Here is a 12,775-nt window from a genome sequence, read left to right as displayed (position 1 = left end):
CAACTGCGATAGTTGGAGCTTCATTGTAGGCAGAAATCGGCAGTGCCAAGATCAAAAATCCAAATATCGGCGACGTTGCGACGTCACAACGAATAATTTATCAACATATTATCAACAGATCACGGCAAACAAATCCGTGAACAAGCTGTGATTTGTTGGTTTGTTTGCTGTGGACACCAATCCCCTTTCGCATGGTGGATGTCCCAAGCGCTGGCATATTCCGAATTCAGCAGAATGAGGCCCTGAATTTTAGCCGATTCGATCTGTAAGCCTGTCCAGTCATCCACACGGCCGCCGCTTCGCCGTGGGTCAAAAGAACGACACCGCTGCTTCACGCCCGGCCGGAAATCCCAAAAACCCCATGGTTTTATCGGAATTCCGGCAAGCCGCCCACCCGTTCAGCGGGACGCGCGAATGAGCACGAACTGCACCATGTCCCCGCGCTGCACCAGCATGTTGATGGGCTTGGAGCGATCGACCTTGGCCACGGCCGCCTCGAACTCGCGCACGTTGGCGATTTCGGTGTTGCCCACCGCCAGGATCACGTCGCCCTCGCGCAGGCCGGTGCGCGCCGCCGCGTCGGCGGCGGCCTCCACGCGCACGCCGTGCTTGACCTTGAGCTCCTTGCGCTGCGTCGCCGTCAGATCGGCCACCGTCAGCCCCAGCGCCTGCGCCGTGCCGGGCGCCTTGGCCGGCTCGCTGCCGGAGGCACCCGACTTGCGCGCAGCCGCGGTCTGCTCCGGCTCCAGCTCGGCGATGGTGATGGCCAGGTCGCGGTTTTGTCCGCGCCGAAACACCGTCACCGTGCTGCGCGTGCCCGGCTTGGTGTTGCCCACCATGCGCGGCAGGTCGCTGGCCTTGTCGATCAGCTTGCCGTCGAAGCGCGTGATGATGTCGCCCGCCTCGATGCCCGCCTTTTCGGCCGGCGAGCCGCTCTCCACGTTGCGCACCAGCGCGCCCTGTGGCTTGCCCAGGCCGATGGACTCGGCCACCTCGCGCGTGACCTGGTCGATGCGCACGCCGATGCGCCCGCGCGTCACGTGGCCGCTGGCGCGCAGCTGATCGCTCACGCGCATGGCCTCGTCGATCGGGATGGCAAACGAGATGCCCATGAAGCCGCCCGAGCGCGAATAGATCTGGCTGTTGATGCCCACCACCTCGCCGCGCATGTTGATCAGCGGCCCGCCCGAGTTGCCCGGGTTGACGGCCACGTCGGTCTGGATGAAGGGCAGGTAGTCGCCCGTGTCGCGCTGCTTGGCGCTGACGATGCCGGCCGTCACGGTGTTTTCCAGGCCGAAGGGCGAGCCGATGGCCATCACCCACTCGCCCACGCGCAGCCGGCTCACGTCACCCACCCTCACAAACGGCAGCCCCGTGGCGTCGATCTTGACCAGGGCCACGTCGGTGCGCTTGTCGGCGCCCACGATGCGGGCCTTGAACTCGCGCTTGTCGGTCAGCGTGACGATCACCTCGTCGGCGCCGTCCACCACATGCGCATTGGTCATCACGTACCCGTCGGCCGACAGGATGAAGCCCGAGCCCACGCCGCGCGGCACCTCCTCGTCGGGCGCTTGCGGCGACGGGCGATTGGAGCGCGGCGCCGGGCGCGGCAGGTTGGGCATGGGCACGCCAAAGAAACGCCGGAAGAACTCCTGCATGTCCTTGTCGGCCTGGGCATCGCCGTCGCCCCCCCCGCGCACCCGCTCCAGGGTGCGGATATTGACCACTGCAGGGCTGACCTGATCGACCAGGTCGGTGAAGTCCGGCAGCGTGCGCACCGCAGGGGCGGCCTGGGTCTGCGCCAGCGCGGGCAGCGGCAGCGCCCCCGTGCTCAGCAACAGCGGCAGCAACAGGCCCGCCAGGTGGGCACGGCGGAAAGCGACGACAGGTTTCATGAGGGCAAGATCCTTGCTCGAGAGGGTTTCGGGTTTCGGGGTGTCGGGCGTGGCGCCTGCCGGCCACGCAGGCAGCGTCATTTGTCGTGGCGCAAATTGTCCAGCAGGCGTTGCAGCGTCGGCAGCGGGACTTCGCCGATCAGCGTCACCCACCAGGCGCCGCGGGCGTCGGGCCAGCGGTGGCTCATGGCATGCGTGGCGCCCAGGCTGGAAACGCCCTGGCGCACGTGGCGCTTGGCGTCAAAGGGTTCGATGAACATCGACACGGTGGCCAGGCCATCGGAAAACACCCATTGCAGCGTGGGGCCTGCGGCCGTCATCTGCCGGCGCCAGCAACCTTGCGGCTCGAAACCCGGCACGCCCTGCTGCATGCGCCAGCCTTCTTGCGCGGCATCGGTGCGCTGGCGCTCGATGCGCTCGCTGCGCCAGCCCTCGACGCCGCTGATTTTCAGCTGCGCCTGCACCACCGGCTGTGGCGGGTTGATCTGCACCTCGGAAAACGCCGACTGCTCCAGCACTTTGCCGGCATCGTCCAGCGTTTGCATCTTCAGCACCAGCCCGGTGCGCCGCTCGCTCCAGATGCGATAGCCGTAGCGCAGTGCATCGACGGGCTTGAGCCACACAATGTCGGTCTCCTGCCCGGCCACCCGCTCTGGCCCCTCCTCGCGCGCCGTGTAAAAGGCCGCCGCCGTCTGATCGGCGCCGGGACGCAGCAGGTTGGGAAAACGCCCGCCGGGCTCGCGCTGCTCGGTGCGCACCACATGCGCCTCGGGCAACAGCAGGCTGACCTCGTCATTGCGCCGAAAGCTCGAGCGCGGCGGACCGGAAAGCGCGTCGATCCGCTCCAACTGCGTATTGCCCTCGCACACGTGCCAGATGCGCGCGCTGGCCATGGCACCCGAGGACGCCGTCACCACGAAGGTGCCCATGAAGGCGGGCACGTTGGAGCCCTGCTGCAAACGCACCAGCCATTCGTTCACCGTGCGCGGCTGCGGGCCGACGGACACCGCCCCGCCGCCAAACGAACCCTGCGCGATGGCCGTCCCGACCACGCCCCCGGCACACCACAGCAGCGCGGCGCTGCCCAGCCGGCGCAGCAGCGCCCGGCGGCGGCGCACCGCCGACCATGCCAAGCCGCGCAAGGGCCCCAGCTCGCGCGCGGTGGCCATCAACGCGCCGGCCCTTCAAAAGCGGCGGCGCGCATGAATGCCGCCGAATCGCCAAAGGCCGACACGCCAGCGGCCTGGCGGTGTGCGGCCAGCAGTTGATCCAGCTCGGGGTCACGCAACATGACCGCCGTGCCGGCGGGCGCCGGCGCGCCCGGTTGCGCCGCCGCGAACACGGCGTTGGCGGGTGCCGGACCGGTGTTCGAGGCCATCTGCGGCCCGCCACCCGGCGCTGCAGGGCCGATGCTGCCCAGGCTGCCCCAGCCAATGGCGGCAACCGCCGCCACCGATGCCAGGCCGGCCACCATCTTCCAGCGGAACACGCCGTCGTTGGCCGCCGGGCGCGCGGCCGCGGGCGCGTCGGGCACTTGCGCCGGCGCCACCACCGACACCTGCGGCGGCAGGCGCCCACGCAGGCGCGAGACGAATTCGACGTCGTGCCGCGCGTCGCCCAGATCCGGCGCGCGCAGCACGTCGCCGATCAGGTGATAGAGGTGCCAGCACTCGCGCGTCGCGCCGGCATCCATTGCATCCAGGATTCGCGCGGCCTCGTCGCCGCCCAACTCGCCGTCGGCCAGAGCAGAAATGTTCGCGCGCGCGCTGTCGATGTCGGTTTGTGGATTCATGATCACCACCGTTTTCCCGATTGATGACTGAGCAAGGGCTTGACCCTGGCGGAAATGGCCTCGCGGGCCCGAAAAATCCGGCTGCGGACGGTTCCGATGGGGCAGTTCATGGTTTCGGCAATCTCTTCGTAGCTGAGCCCTTCGATCTCGCGCAGCGTGATGGCTTGGCGCAAATCGTCGGGCAAGGCCTCCATCGCCGCATTGACGGCGGCGGCGATTTCTCGGGCCGCCAGCTCCGTTTCCGGCGTGGATTCCGAAATTAGTTCGTTCTCGCGGCGGGAAGTTTCATCGTCCTCGTCGGACGAGCGCAGCGCCGCCTCCGTGACGGTGGGGTCGCGCTTGAGCTCCAGCAGCGCCTTCTTGGCCGTGTTGACCGCAATCCGGTACAGCCAGGTGTAGAACTGCGCGTCGCCGCGAAACTGCGGCAGCGCCCGCCAGGCGCGAATGAAAGTCTCCTGCGCAATGTCTTCCACCAGGTCGACGTCGCGCACCAGGCGCCCGATCAGGCGCTGGATGCGCCGCTGGTACTTGATCACCAGCAATTCATAGGCGCGCTGGTCACCCGCGGCGGCGCGCTGCACCAGCAAGGCTTCGCTGTCGGCGGGGCGGTCGGGGCCTGGGTTGGTCAAGGTCTGGACCGCCCCATCAAACGGGCGTGGCGTCGGCCGCGGCGCCTTGGGGCCTTGGCGGCATGGCCCACACGGCACAGCGCAGCAGATGCCAGCGATCGGCATCTGCGCCCTTTTGCGCCCAAAGCCAGACATGGCGTCCGGTTTCCAGGTCCTGGGCGCACAACAGCAGCATGGCTTGCAGATCCAGGCGCACCTGCACCTGAACCACCGCACCATCGGGCACAGCCGGCGCGCTGCCGTCTTGCAGGCGCCACTGTGCGCCGTCCCAGGCCAGCTGGCGCGGACGCTGCGCATGCCAAAACCGCCACAAAGCGCCGAGCGCCACCGCGCAGGCGGCCAGCAGGGCGCCGGCTTGCCATGCTGCCCGGGGCTGCGCGCCGCCGGAGACGGCCACGCCGATCGCCCCGGCCAGCCCGAGCGCACCCAGGCTTGCCAGCAACAGCGCGAGCCGCGCCGTGCGACCGGTGGGGTGCGTGACGGCGGGCGCGCTGTGCATGAAGATCCGCCGGAACAAGGGGCGATGGGGTGCCGGCGGCCCGCGCCGGCTCCCGATCAAGCCCGCTGGAACACCAGGGTTCCGTTGGTGCCGCCGAAACCGAAGTTGTTCTTCATGGCCACGTCGATCTTCATGTCGCGCGCGGTGTTGGCGCAGTAGTCCAGGTCGCACTCGGGGTCCTGGTTGAAGATGTTGATCGTGGGCGGGCTCTTCTGGTGGTGGATGGCCAGCACGGTGAACACGCTCTCGATGCCGCCGGCGCCGCCCAGCAGGTGGCCGGTCATGGACTTGGTCGAGTTGACCACCACGGAGCGCGCCGCATCGCCCAGCGCCGCCTTGATGGCGTTGGTCTCGTTCACGTCGCCCAGCGGGGTGCTGGTGCCGTGGGCGTTCAGGTAGTTCACCTGGTCGGCGTTGACGCCGGCGTCGCGCAGGGCGTTGACCATGGAGCGGCGCGGCCCGTCCACGTCGGGCGCGGTCATGTGAAAGGCGTCGCCGCTCATGCCGAAGCCGATCAGCTCGGCATAGATGCGGGCGCCGCGCGCCTTGGCGTATTGGTATTCCTCGAGCACCAGCACGCCGCTGCCCTCGCCCAGCACGAAGCCGTCACGGTCCTTGTCCCAGGGGCGGGACGCGGTCTTGGGATCGTCGTTGCGGGTGGACAGCGCGCGCGCGGCGGCAAAGCCGCCGACGCCCAGGGGCGACACGGTGGATTCGGCGCCGCCGGCCACCATCACGTCGGCATCACCGTGCTGGATCATGCGCGCCGACACGCCGATGGCGTGCAGGCCGGTGGTGCAGGCCGTCACGGTGGCGATGTTGGGGCCCTTGAAGCCAAAGCGGATCGAGGCGTGCCCGGAGATCATGTTGATGATCGAGGCCGGCACGAAGAACGGCGAGATGCGCCGGGGCCCGCGGCTGGCGTATTCGCCATGCGTGGCCTCGATCAGGGGCAGGCCGCCGATGCCCGAGCCGATGTTGCAGCCGATGCGCACGGCCTGCTCGGGGTCGAGCGCGTCACCCGTGGGCAGGCCGGCGTCGCGCACCGCCTGGTCGGCCGCGGCCAGGCCCAGGTGGATGAAGCGGTCCATGTGGCGGGCTTCTTTTTCGGGCATGTAGTCCCCGATGTTGAAACCCTTGACCTCGCCGGCAAAGCGGCAGGCAAACGCGGCTGCATCAAACTGCGTGATCGCGTCGATGCCCGAACGCCCGGCCAGCAGGCTGGCCCAGGATTCGGCCACCGTGTTGCCCACGGGGCTGACGCAACCCAATCCGGTGACGACGACTCGGCGCCGGCTCATGGGCGGTCAGGCCTTCTTGCTGTTGGCGTAATCGATCGCGGCCTGCACCGTGGTGATCTTTTCGGCGTCCTCGTCGGGAATCTCGATGCCGAACTCATCCTCCAGCGCCATCACCAATTCGACGGTGTCCAGCGAGTCGGCGCCCAGATCGGCCACGAAGGCTTTCTCGTTGGTCACCTGGGACTCTTCCACGCCGAGCTGCTCGGCGATGATTTTCTTGACACGTGCTTCGATATCGCTCATGGGTTCCCTCTGAGGGTTGTAAAAAATGTGGATTTTACCCGGGCTTACACGCCGAATCGCGTACCCGCCCAAGTAACAAAGAAGTTCGATCAGGCCATGTACATGCCGCCGTTGACGTGCAGCTCCTGCCCGGTGACGTAGCCCGCCTCGGGGCTGGCAAGATAGGCCACGGCGCTCGCGATGTCGCCCGGCTGGCCCAGGCGCCCCAGCGGAATCTGGCCCGTCAGCGCGCTTTTTTGCTCGTCGGACAGCGCCGCCGTCATGTCGGTGGCGATGAAACCCGGCGCCACGCAGTTGACGGTGATGCCGCGGCTGCCCAGCTCGCGCGCCAGCGCCCGCGTCATGCCGGCCACGCCGGCCTTGGCCGCCGCGTAGTTGGCCTGCCCCGGGTTGCCCGAGGCGCCGACCACGCTGGTGATGTTGACGATGCGCCCGTAGCGCTGCTTCATCATCGGGCGCATGACGGCGCGGCTCATGCGAAACACCGCCTTCAGGTTGGTGTCGATCACCGCGTCCCAGTCCTCGTCCTTCAGGCGCATGGCCAGCATGTCGCGCGTGATGCCGGCGTTGTTGACCAGCACGTGCAGCGCGCCGTGTTCCTTGACGATGGCCTCGATCAGCGCCTCGGCGGCGGCCAGGTCGTTGACGTCGAGCGCCGCGCCGCGGCAGCCGGGAAAGTCCGCCAGGGCCGCGCCGATGCGCGCCGCGCCGTCGGCGCTCGTCGCCGTGCCGATCACCTTCAGGCCGCGCGCGGCCAGCTCGCGCGCCACCGCCGCGCCAATGCCGCGCGAAGCGCCGGTCACCAGGGCCACCTGGCCTGCCATGGGGGTTGTCGTCTCTGCCATGTCGTGCTTCCTCGGGCTGTCAGGCCAGCAACGCCTTGACCTCAGCCAGGGTGGCCGGGTCGTACAGGGATGCACCGACCAGTTCGGCGTCGATGCGCTTGGTCATGCCCGCCAGCGCCTTGCCCGGGCCGCATTCGATCACGTGGGTGATGCCACGCGCCCGGATGGCCTGAACGCATTCGACCCAGCGCACCGGGCCGGCTGCCTGGCGCACCAGGGCATCGCGGATGCGGGCCGGGTCGGACTCGACCGCCACGTCCACGTTGTTGACCACCGGGATGCGCGGGGCGGCCAGGTCGATATCGGCCAGCGCCGCCTTCAGCCGCTCGGCCGCCGGCTTCATCAGGCTGGAGTGAAACGGCGCCGACACCGGCAGCGGCAGCGCGCGCTTGGCTCCCAGGCCCTTGAGCACCTCGCAGGCCTTGTCCACCGCGGCCTTGCTGCCGGCGATCACGGTCTGCATCGGGTCGTTGAAATTGACGGCCTCCACCACTTCGGCACCGTTTGAGCCCATGGCTCGCGTCACGTCAGCGCAACCCGCTATCACTTTTTCAGCGTCCAGCCCCAGGATCGCGGCCATGGCGCCGGTGCCCACGGGCACCGCGTCCTGCATGGCCGCGGCGCGCAGGCGCACCAGCGGCACGGCTTGCGCCAGGCTCAGGACCTCGGCCGCCACCAGGGCCGAGTACTCGCCCAGTGAGTGGCCGGCCACCGCCTGCGGCAGCGCCCCACCCTCGGCGCGCCAGGCGCGCCAGCAGGCCACGCCGGCCACCAGCATCACCGGCTGGGTGTTGGTGGTCAGCGCCAGCGTCTCCTTGGGGCCGGTGGCGATCAGCGCGCCCAGGTCTTCGCCCAGCGCGGCCGAGGCCTCGGTCAGCGTCTCGCGCACGGCGGGGTGGTCGCCCCAGGCGTCCAGCATGCCCACGGACTGCGAGCCCTGGCCGGGAAAAACAAAGGCAAACGGTGTCATGCTCATTGCAGAATAAACAACGAATAAAGGCCCATCGCTTGTCCAGCAAGCGCAGGCAGCTACATTTTCAGGAGTACGGCGCCCCAGGTGAAACCGCCCCCCACGCCTTCCAGCAGCACGGTCTGCCCGGCCTTGACCTGGCCGGCGCGCACGCCGTGGTCCAGCGCCAGCGGGATGGAGGCGGCCGAGGTGTTGCCATGGTCCTGCACGGTGACCACCACCTTTTCGGGCGGCAGATGCAGCTTCCTGGCGGTGCTGAGCATGATGCGGATGTTGGCCTGGTGCGGAATCAGCCAGTCGATGCTGGAGGCGTCCATCTCGGCCTTGGCCAACACCGCCCGCGCGGCCTTGTCGAGCACCCCCACGGCCAGCTTGAAGACGGCCTGCCCATCCATCTTGAGCAGCGGATCGCCCAGGATTTGCCCGCCCGAAACGTGGCCGGGCACGCACAGGATATCGACGTGCTTGCCGTCGGCGTGCAGGTCGGTGGCCAGGATGCCGGGGGTGTCGGAAGCCTCCAGCACCACGGCACCTGCGCCGTCGCCGAACAGCACGCAGGTGGTGCGGTCCTTGAAGTCCAGCAGGCGCGAGAACACCTCGGCGCCGATCACCAGCGCGCGCCGGGCCGTGCCGTTGGTAATCAGCGCGTCGGCCACGGTCAGGGCATAGACAAAGCCGCTGCACACCGCCTGCACGTCGAACACCGGGCAGCCGCTGGCGCCCAGCTTGTGCTGCACGATGGCGGCCGTCGACGGGAACACCATGTCGGGCGTGGAGGTGGCGACGATGATCAGGTCGATGTCGCCGGCCTGCACCCCGGCCGCCTGCATGGCCGCCTGCGCGGCCGGCACGGCCAGGTCGCTGGCGCCCACGTCGGGCGCGGCAAAGTGGCGCGCGCGGATGCCGGTGCGCTCCACGATCCATTCGTCGGAGGTCTCGACCCCCTGGCGGGCCAGCTCGGCCACCAGGTCGTCATTGGTCACGCGGCGCGGGGGCAGGTAGCTGCCGGTGCCCGTGATGCGGGAATAGCGTCGCGTCATCGGTATCGATTCTTGGTCAATTCAGTTTGCCGCACTGGCCGGCTGGGGTTGCAGCAGCGGCAAGGCATGGGCGATGCGGCTTTGCACGCGCGCCAGCAACTGGTTGTGCGCGGCATCATACGCGCGGGCAATCGCCTGCTCGAAGGCCAGCGCGTCGGCCGAGCCGTGGCTCTTGAACACCAGGCCGCGCAGGCCCAGCAGCGCCGCGCCGTTGTAGCGCCGGTGGTCCATGCGGCGCTTGAGCGCCGAAAGCACCGGGTAGGCCACCAGCGCGGCGGCCTTGGTGAACAGGTTGCGCGAAAACTCTTCCTTCATGAAGCCGCCGATCATCGTGGCCAGGCCCTCGATGGTCTTGAGCGCCACATTGCCGACAAAGCCATCGCACACCACGATGTCGGCCGCGCCCTTGAAGATGTCGTTGCCCTCGACATTGCCGACGAAGTTGAGGTCGCCCGTGGCCGCCGCGGCGCGCAGCAGTTCGCCCGCGCGCTTGATCTCCTCGCTGCCCTTGATGGCCTCCTCGCCCACGTTGAGCAGGCCCACCGTAGGCTGCGGATCGTTGTTGAGCACCGACACCAGGGCCGAGCCCATCACCGCGAACTGGAGCAGGTGCTCGGCCGTGCAATCGACATTGGCACCCAGGTCGAGCACGGTGGTGGCGCCGCCCTTGGCGTTGGGAATCCGGGTGGCGATGGCGGGCCGGTCGATGCCCTCCAGCGTCTTGAGCAGGTAGCGCGCCACGGCCATCAGCGCGCCGGTGTTGCCGGCCGACACCGCGGCCTGCGCGGCGCCGTCCTTCACCTGCTGAATCGCCACGCGGGTGGACGAATCCTTCTTCTTGCGCAGCGCCACCTCGATGGCATCGTCCATGCCGATCACCTCGCTGGCCGCGACGATCTGCGCGCGCTCGTGTGCAAAGCCCTTGAGCGCCTCGGGCTGGCCCACCAGCAGCAGGCGGGCGTCGGGGTGACTGTCGAGAAAACGGCGGCAGGCCGGCAAGGTGACCTGCGGCCCATGGTCGCCGCCCATGCAATCAACAGCCACAACGGTCATGCAAGCTCCCGCGGGCACCCGAGGGCCGCCCCGCACTGTCAGTCAAGGAAACGCCGGAAACGACACAGGCCCGAGGCTACGACGTGTAGCACCGGGCCTGGAAAGTATAGAAGGGCTTGGCCGGGGCGGGCGAACACCGGCACCCACGGCCCGCGATCAGGCCTCCGTCTTGGCCTTGATGACCTGGCGGCCGCGATAAAACCCGTTGGGGCTGATGTGGTGGCGCAGGTGCGTCTCGCCCGTGGTGGGCTCCACCGCAATGCCCGGCGTGGCCAGGGCGTTGTGCGAACGGTGCATGCCGCGCTTGGACGGCGATTTCTTGTTTTGCTGAACGGCCATGGTGGCTCCTTGGAAATCAAAGGGTTTCGCCAGAAGCTGCCCCAAAGGGCGCAGCCAGCGAAACAGGCGTTGGTTTGAACACATCGCGCCAAGCCAAATTGAGCAGCCCCGCGCGAAAAGCCTTTGATTATAGTGCGAAACCCGAGGCCGACCAAGCCCCATGCAGCCGCTTCACAACGGACGAGTTGGGGGCTTCAGTGCGGCTTGCCCGTCTTGAGCGCCGCCAGGCCGGCAAACGGATGCGGCTGCTCCTGGCCGGCCGCGTCGAAATCCGCATCCTGCGCCGACAGCTTGACCGGGCCCGGACACACCTCGTGGCGCGGCACCAGGGGCAGCGCCAGGAGCAACTCGTCCTCGACCAGATCGCGCACGTCCAGCTCGCTGGTCAAAGCCAGCACGTCGTCCTCGCTGGCATCGTCCAGCGCGGCGGCGCTGTCTTCGCCCTGCGCGAACACGATGTGGCGATCCACTTCCAGCGGCACCCGCACCTCGCCCATGCAGCGCTGGCAGGCCAGCGGCAGCACGGCGCGGGCGCGCAGGTGCAGCGCCGGGCGCACCACGCCATCGACCGCGCTGCGCTGCTCGCCGTGCACGCTCCAGTCCACAGCAATATCGGGCGTTGGACCAATGGCCTCCTGCGCAAGGCGCTCGTAAATTGATAGTGGATCGCGCTCCGACAGGGACGCCTTGGACTGCGCAAATGCAGCCACATCAAGCCGCTCGGGCTGAAACGGGAAAGTCATGCCGGCAGTGTAAGAGAATCCCCCGGATGAGCGCCCTCCTCGCCACGCCCGACACAGCGCGCCCGCTGGTGCTGGGCTCCACCTCCCGCTACCGCCGCGAATTGCTGTCTCGCCTGCGCTTGGCCTTCGACGTGGCCGCCCCCGACGTGGACGAAACCCCCCAGCCCGGCGAGGCGCCGCGCGCGCTGGCCTTGCGCCTGGCGCTGGCCAAGGCGCGCGACGTGGCCGCGCGCCACCGCCAGGCGATCGTGATCGGCTCCGACCAGGTGGCCGACCTGGCGGGCCGACCGCTGGGCAAGCCCGGCACGCACGAGCGCGCGGTGGCGCAGCTGCGCGCCATGAGCGGGCAGACCGTTGTCTTTCAGACCGCGCTCAGCGTGGTGTGCGTGGCCACCGGCTTCGAGCAGACCGACCTGGCCGCCGTGGAGGTGCGCTTTCGCACCCTGAACGAGGGCGAGATCGAGCGCTATCTGCGCGCCGAGCAGCCCTACGACTGCGCCGGCAGCGCCAAGAGCGAGGGCCTGGGCATCGCCCTGCTCGAGGCCATCCACAACGACGATCCGAGCGCCCTGGTCGGCCTGCCGCTGATCCGCACCGCGCGCCTGCTGCGCGCCGCCGGCTGCATGCTGCCATGACAGCGCCGCCTCCGGGCCGGCTGCTGCTGGTGCCCACGCCGCTGGACCACGGCTGCACGCCGCAAGCGCCCATCACCGACGTGCTGCCGCTGGGCACGCTGCAGGCGGCCGCGCGCATCACCCACTGGATCAGCGAAAACGCCAAGTCCACCCGAGCCTTCCTCAAGCGTGTGGACGCCGTGGCGCCGCTGGCGCAGCCGGTGCAGGCGCACACCATCACCGAGCTGCCGCGCGCCGTGCACAAAAAGGGCGATCACGACCCGCAGTCCGCCCACCCCGACGTGCGCCCCCTGCTGGCCGCCGCACTGAAAGGCCACGACGTCGGCCTGATCAGCGAGGCCGGCATGCCTGCCGTGGCCGACCCCGGCAGCTCGGTGGTGCGCGCCGCGCATGGCCTGGGCATCGCCGTGGTGCCGCTGGTGGGGCCCGTGTCGATCCTGCTGGCCCTGGCCGCCAGCGGGCTGAACGGCCAGAACTTTGCCTTTGTAGGCTACCTGCCGCAGGAGCCAGCGGCCCGCGCCACGCGCATTCGCGAACTGGAAGCCCTGGCTCGCAAGACAGGCCAAAGCCAGCTCTTCATCGAAACGCCCTACCGCAACGCCGCGCTGGTGCAGGCCCTGCTGCATGAATTGCAGCCCGGCACGCGCCTGGCGATTTGTCATGGTTTGACGCTGGAGCACGCGCGCTGCGTCAGCCAAAGCGTGACCGACTGGCGAAGCGCCACAACGGCACCCGCCTCCGCCGCGCTGCCGGCGGTATTCGCCATCGGCCGGTAAGCGGCGCCCTGCGGG

15 protein-coding genes are annotated in these 12,775 nt (G+C 68.9%); 2 read left to right on the top strand and 13 right to left on the bottom strand.

Annotated features, from left to right (window positions below):
• Nucleotides 1–398: 398 nt before the first annotated feature.
• From U1F38_RS15430 to U1F38_RS15370, 13 genes are all read right to left on the bottom strand, one after another.
• On the bottom strand, nt 399–1,895 hold the full coding sequence (locus U1F38_RS15430) for a DegQ family serine endoprotease (RefSeq protein ID WP_409987958.1): 1,497 nt from the start codon (nt 1,893–1,895) through the stop codon (nt 399–401).
• A 77-nt stretch (nt 1,896–1,972) separates the two neighbouring features.
• Nucleotides 1,973–3,064: a MucB/RseB C-terminal domain-containing protein gene (locus U1F38_RS15425; RefSeq protein ID WP_409987957.1), complete on the bottom strand. Its 1,092-nt coding sequence runs from the start codon at nt 3,062–3,064 to the stop codon at nt 1,973–1,975.
• Nucleotides 3,064–3,687, bottom strand: coding sequence for a sigma-E factor negative regulatory protein (locus U1F38_RS15420; protein WP_409987956.1), 624 nt, complete (start codon nt 3,685–3,687; stop codon nt 3,064–3,066). Before U1F38_RS15420 ends, U1F38_RS15425 begins: the two co-directional genes overlap by 1 nt.
• A 2-nt stretch (nt 3,688–3,689) precedes the next feature.
• Nucleotides 3,690–4,316 (bottom strand): RNA polymerase sigma factor RpoE, encoded by a 627-nt coding sequence (gene rpoE, locus U1F38_RS15415; protein WP_409987955.1) that lies wholly within the window; start codon nt 4,314–4,316, stop codon nt 3,690–3,692.
• A 16-nt stretch (nt 4,317–4,332) separates the two neighbouring features.
• Entirely contained in the window at nt 4,333–4,815 is a 483-nt protein-coding gene (locus U1F38_RS15410) for a hypothetical protein (protein WP_409987954.1), read from the bottom strand.
• 56 nt (nt 4,816–4,871) lie between these two features.
• Entirely contained in the window at nt 4,872–6,116 is a 1,245-nt protein-coding gene (fabF, locus tag U1F38_RS15405; protein WP_409987953.1) for a beta-ketoacyl-ACP synthase II, read from the bottom strand.
• 6 nt (nt 6,117–6,122) lie between these two features.
• Nucleotides 6,123–6,359 carry an acyl carrier protein gene (gene acpP, locus U1F38_RS15400; protein ID WP_106703654.1) on the bottom strand — a complete coding sequence of 79 codons (237 nt, stop codon included), beginning with the start codon at nt 6,357–6,359 and terminating at the stop codon, nt 6,123–6,125.
• Between the two features lie 89 nt (nt 6,360–6,448).
• Nucleotides 6,449–7,204 (bottom strand): 3-oxoacyl-ACP reductase FabG, encoded by a 756-nt coding sequence (fabG, locus tag U1F38_RS15395; protein ID WP_409987952.1) that lies wholly within the window; start codon nt 7,202–7,204, stop codon nt 6,449–6,451.
• 19 nt (nt 7,205–7,223) lie between these two features.
• Nucleotides 7,224–8,174, bottom strand: a complete 951-nt coding sequence (gene fabD / locus U1F38_RS15390; RefSeq protein WP_409987975.1) for an ACP S-malonyltransferase — start codon at nt 8,172–8,174, stop codon at nt 7,224–7,226.
• A gap of 59 nt (nt 8,175–8,233) precedes the next feature.
• A complete protein-coding gene (locus U1F38_RS15385) occupies nt 8,234–9,214 on the bottom strand; it encodes a beta-ketoacyl-ACP synthase III (protein ID WP_409987951.1) in 981 nt (326 codons plus the stop codon).
• A gap of 21 nt (nt 9,215–9,235) precedes the next feature.
• Complete coding sequence (gene plsX, locus U1F38_RS15380) at nt 9,236–10,267, bottom strand: phosphate acyltransferase PlsX (RefSeq protein WP_409987950.1); 1,032 nt, start codon at nt 10,265–10,267, stop codon at nt 9,236–9,238.
• Between the two features lie 156 nt (nt 10,268–10,423).
• Nucleotides 10,424–10,606: a 50S ribosomal protein L32 gene (gene rpmF, locus U1F38_RS15375; RefSeq protein ID WP_409987949.1), complete on the bottom strand. Its 183-nt coding sequence runs from the start codon at nt 10,604–10,606 to the stop codon at nt 10,424–10,426.
• A gap of 194 nt (nt 10,607–10,800) precedes the next feature.
• On the bottom strand, nt 10,801–11,349 hold the full coding sequence (locus tag U1F38_RS15370; RefSeq protein WP_409987948.1) for a YceD family protein: 549 nt from the start codon (nt 11,347–11,349) through the stop codon (nt 10,801–10,803).
• A 26-nt stretch (nt 11,350–11,375) separates the two neighbouring features.
• Between U1F38_RS15370 and U1F38_RS15365 the strand changes: the two genes are divergently transcribed.
• Both U1F38_RS15365 and U1F38_RS15360 read left to right on the top strand, forming a co-directional pair.
• The gene (locus U1F38_RS15365; RefSeq protein WP_409987947.1) at nt 11,376–11,984 is read left to right on the top strand and encodes a Maf family nucleotide pyrophosphatase; all 609 of its coding nucleotides are present in this window, start codon (nt 11,376–11,378) and stop codon (nt 11,982–11,984) included.
• Nucleotides 11,981–12,760 (top strand): SAM-dependent methyltransferase, encoded by a 780-nt coding sequence (locus U1F38_RS15360; protein WP_409987946.1) that lies wholly within the window; start codon nt 11,981–11,983, stop codon nt 12,758–12,760. Before U1F38_RS15365 ends, U1F38_RS15360 begins: the two co-directional genes overlap by 4 nt.
• The last annotated feature ends 15 nt before the right edge of the window (nt 12,761–12,775 follow it).

Source organism: Ottowia sp. (assembly GCF_046348305.1).
In the GTDB taxonomy this organism is placed as follows: Bacteria; Pseudomonadota; Gammaproteobacteria; order Burkholderiales; family Burkholderiaceae_C; genus Ottowia.
The sequence above is the reverse complement of the archived record's forward strand: the minus strand, read 5'-3'. Positions and strand labels throughout refer to the sequence as shown.

Coding starts and splice junctions, on each gene's coding strand:
- fabD (WP_409987975.1), bottom strand. CDS start 8,174: ATGACACCGTTTGCCTTTGTTTTTCCCGGCCAGGGCTCGCAGTCCGTG.
- fabG (WP_409987952.1), bottom strand. CDS start 7,204: ATGGCAGAGACGACAACCCCCATGGCAGGCCAGGTGGCCCTGGTGACC.
- U1F38_RS15420 (WP_409987956.1), bottom strand. CDS start 3,687: ATGAATCCACAAACCGACATCGACAGCGCGCGCGCGAACATTTCTGCT.
- U1F38_RS15360 (WP_409987946.1), top strand. CDS start 11,981: ATGACAGCGCCGCCTCCGGGCCGGCTGCTGCTGGTGCCCACGCCGCTG.
- U1F38_RS15410 (WP_409987954.1), bottom strand. CDS start 4,815: ATGCACAGCGCGCCCGCCGTCACGCACCCCACCGGTCGCACGGCGCGG.
- rpmF (WP_409987949.1), bottom strand. CDS start 10,606: ATGGCCGTTCAGCAAAACAAGAAATCGCCGTCCAAGCGCGGCATGCAC.
- U1F38_RS15430 (WP_409987958.1), bottom strand. CDS start 1,895: ATGAAACCTGTCGTCGCTTTCCGCCGTGCCCACCTGGCGGGCCTGTTG.
- U1F38_RS15370 (WP_409987948.1), bottom strand. CDS start 11,349: ATGACTTTCCCGTTTCAGCCCGAGCGGCTTGATGTGGCTGCATTTGCG.
- fabF (WP_409987953.1), bottom strand. CDS start 6,116: ATGAGCCGGCGCCGAGTCGTCGTCACCGGATTGGGTTGCGTCAGCCCC.
- U1F38_RS15385 (WP_409987951.1), bottom strand. CDS start 9,214: ATGACGCGACGCTATTCCCGCATCACGGGCACCGGCAGCTACCTGCCC.
- plsX (WP_409987950.1), bottom strand. CDS start 10,267: ATGACCGTTGTGGCTGTTGATTGCATGGGCGGCGACCATGGGCCGCAG.
- U1F38_RS15425 (WP_409987957.1), bottom strand. CDS start 3,064: ATGGCCACCGCGCGCGAGCTGGGGCCCTTGCGCGGCTTGGCATGGTCG.
- U1F38_RS15365 (WP_409987947.1), top strand. CDS start 11,376: ATGAGCGCCCTCCTCGCCACGCCCGACACAGCGCGCCCGCTGGTGCTG.
- acpP (WP_106703654.1), bottom strand. CDS start 6,359: ATGAGCGATATCGAAGCACGTGTCAAGAAAATCATCGCCGAGCAGCTC.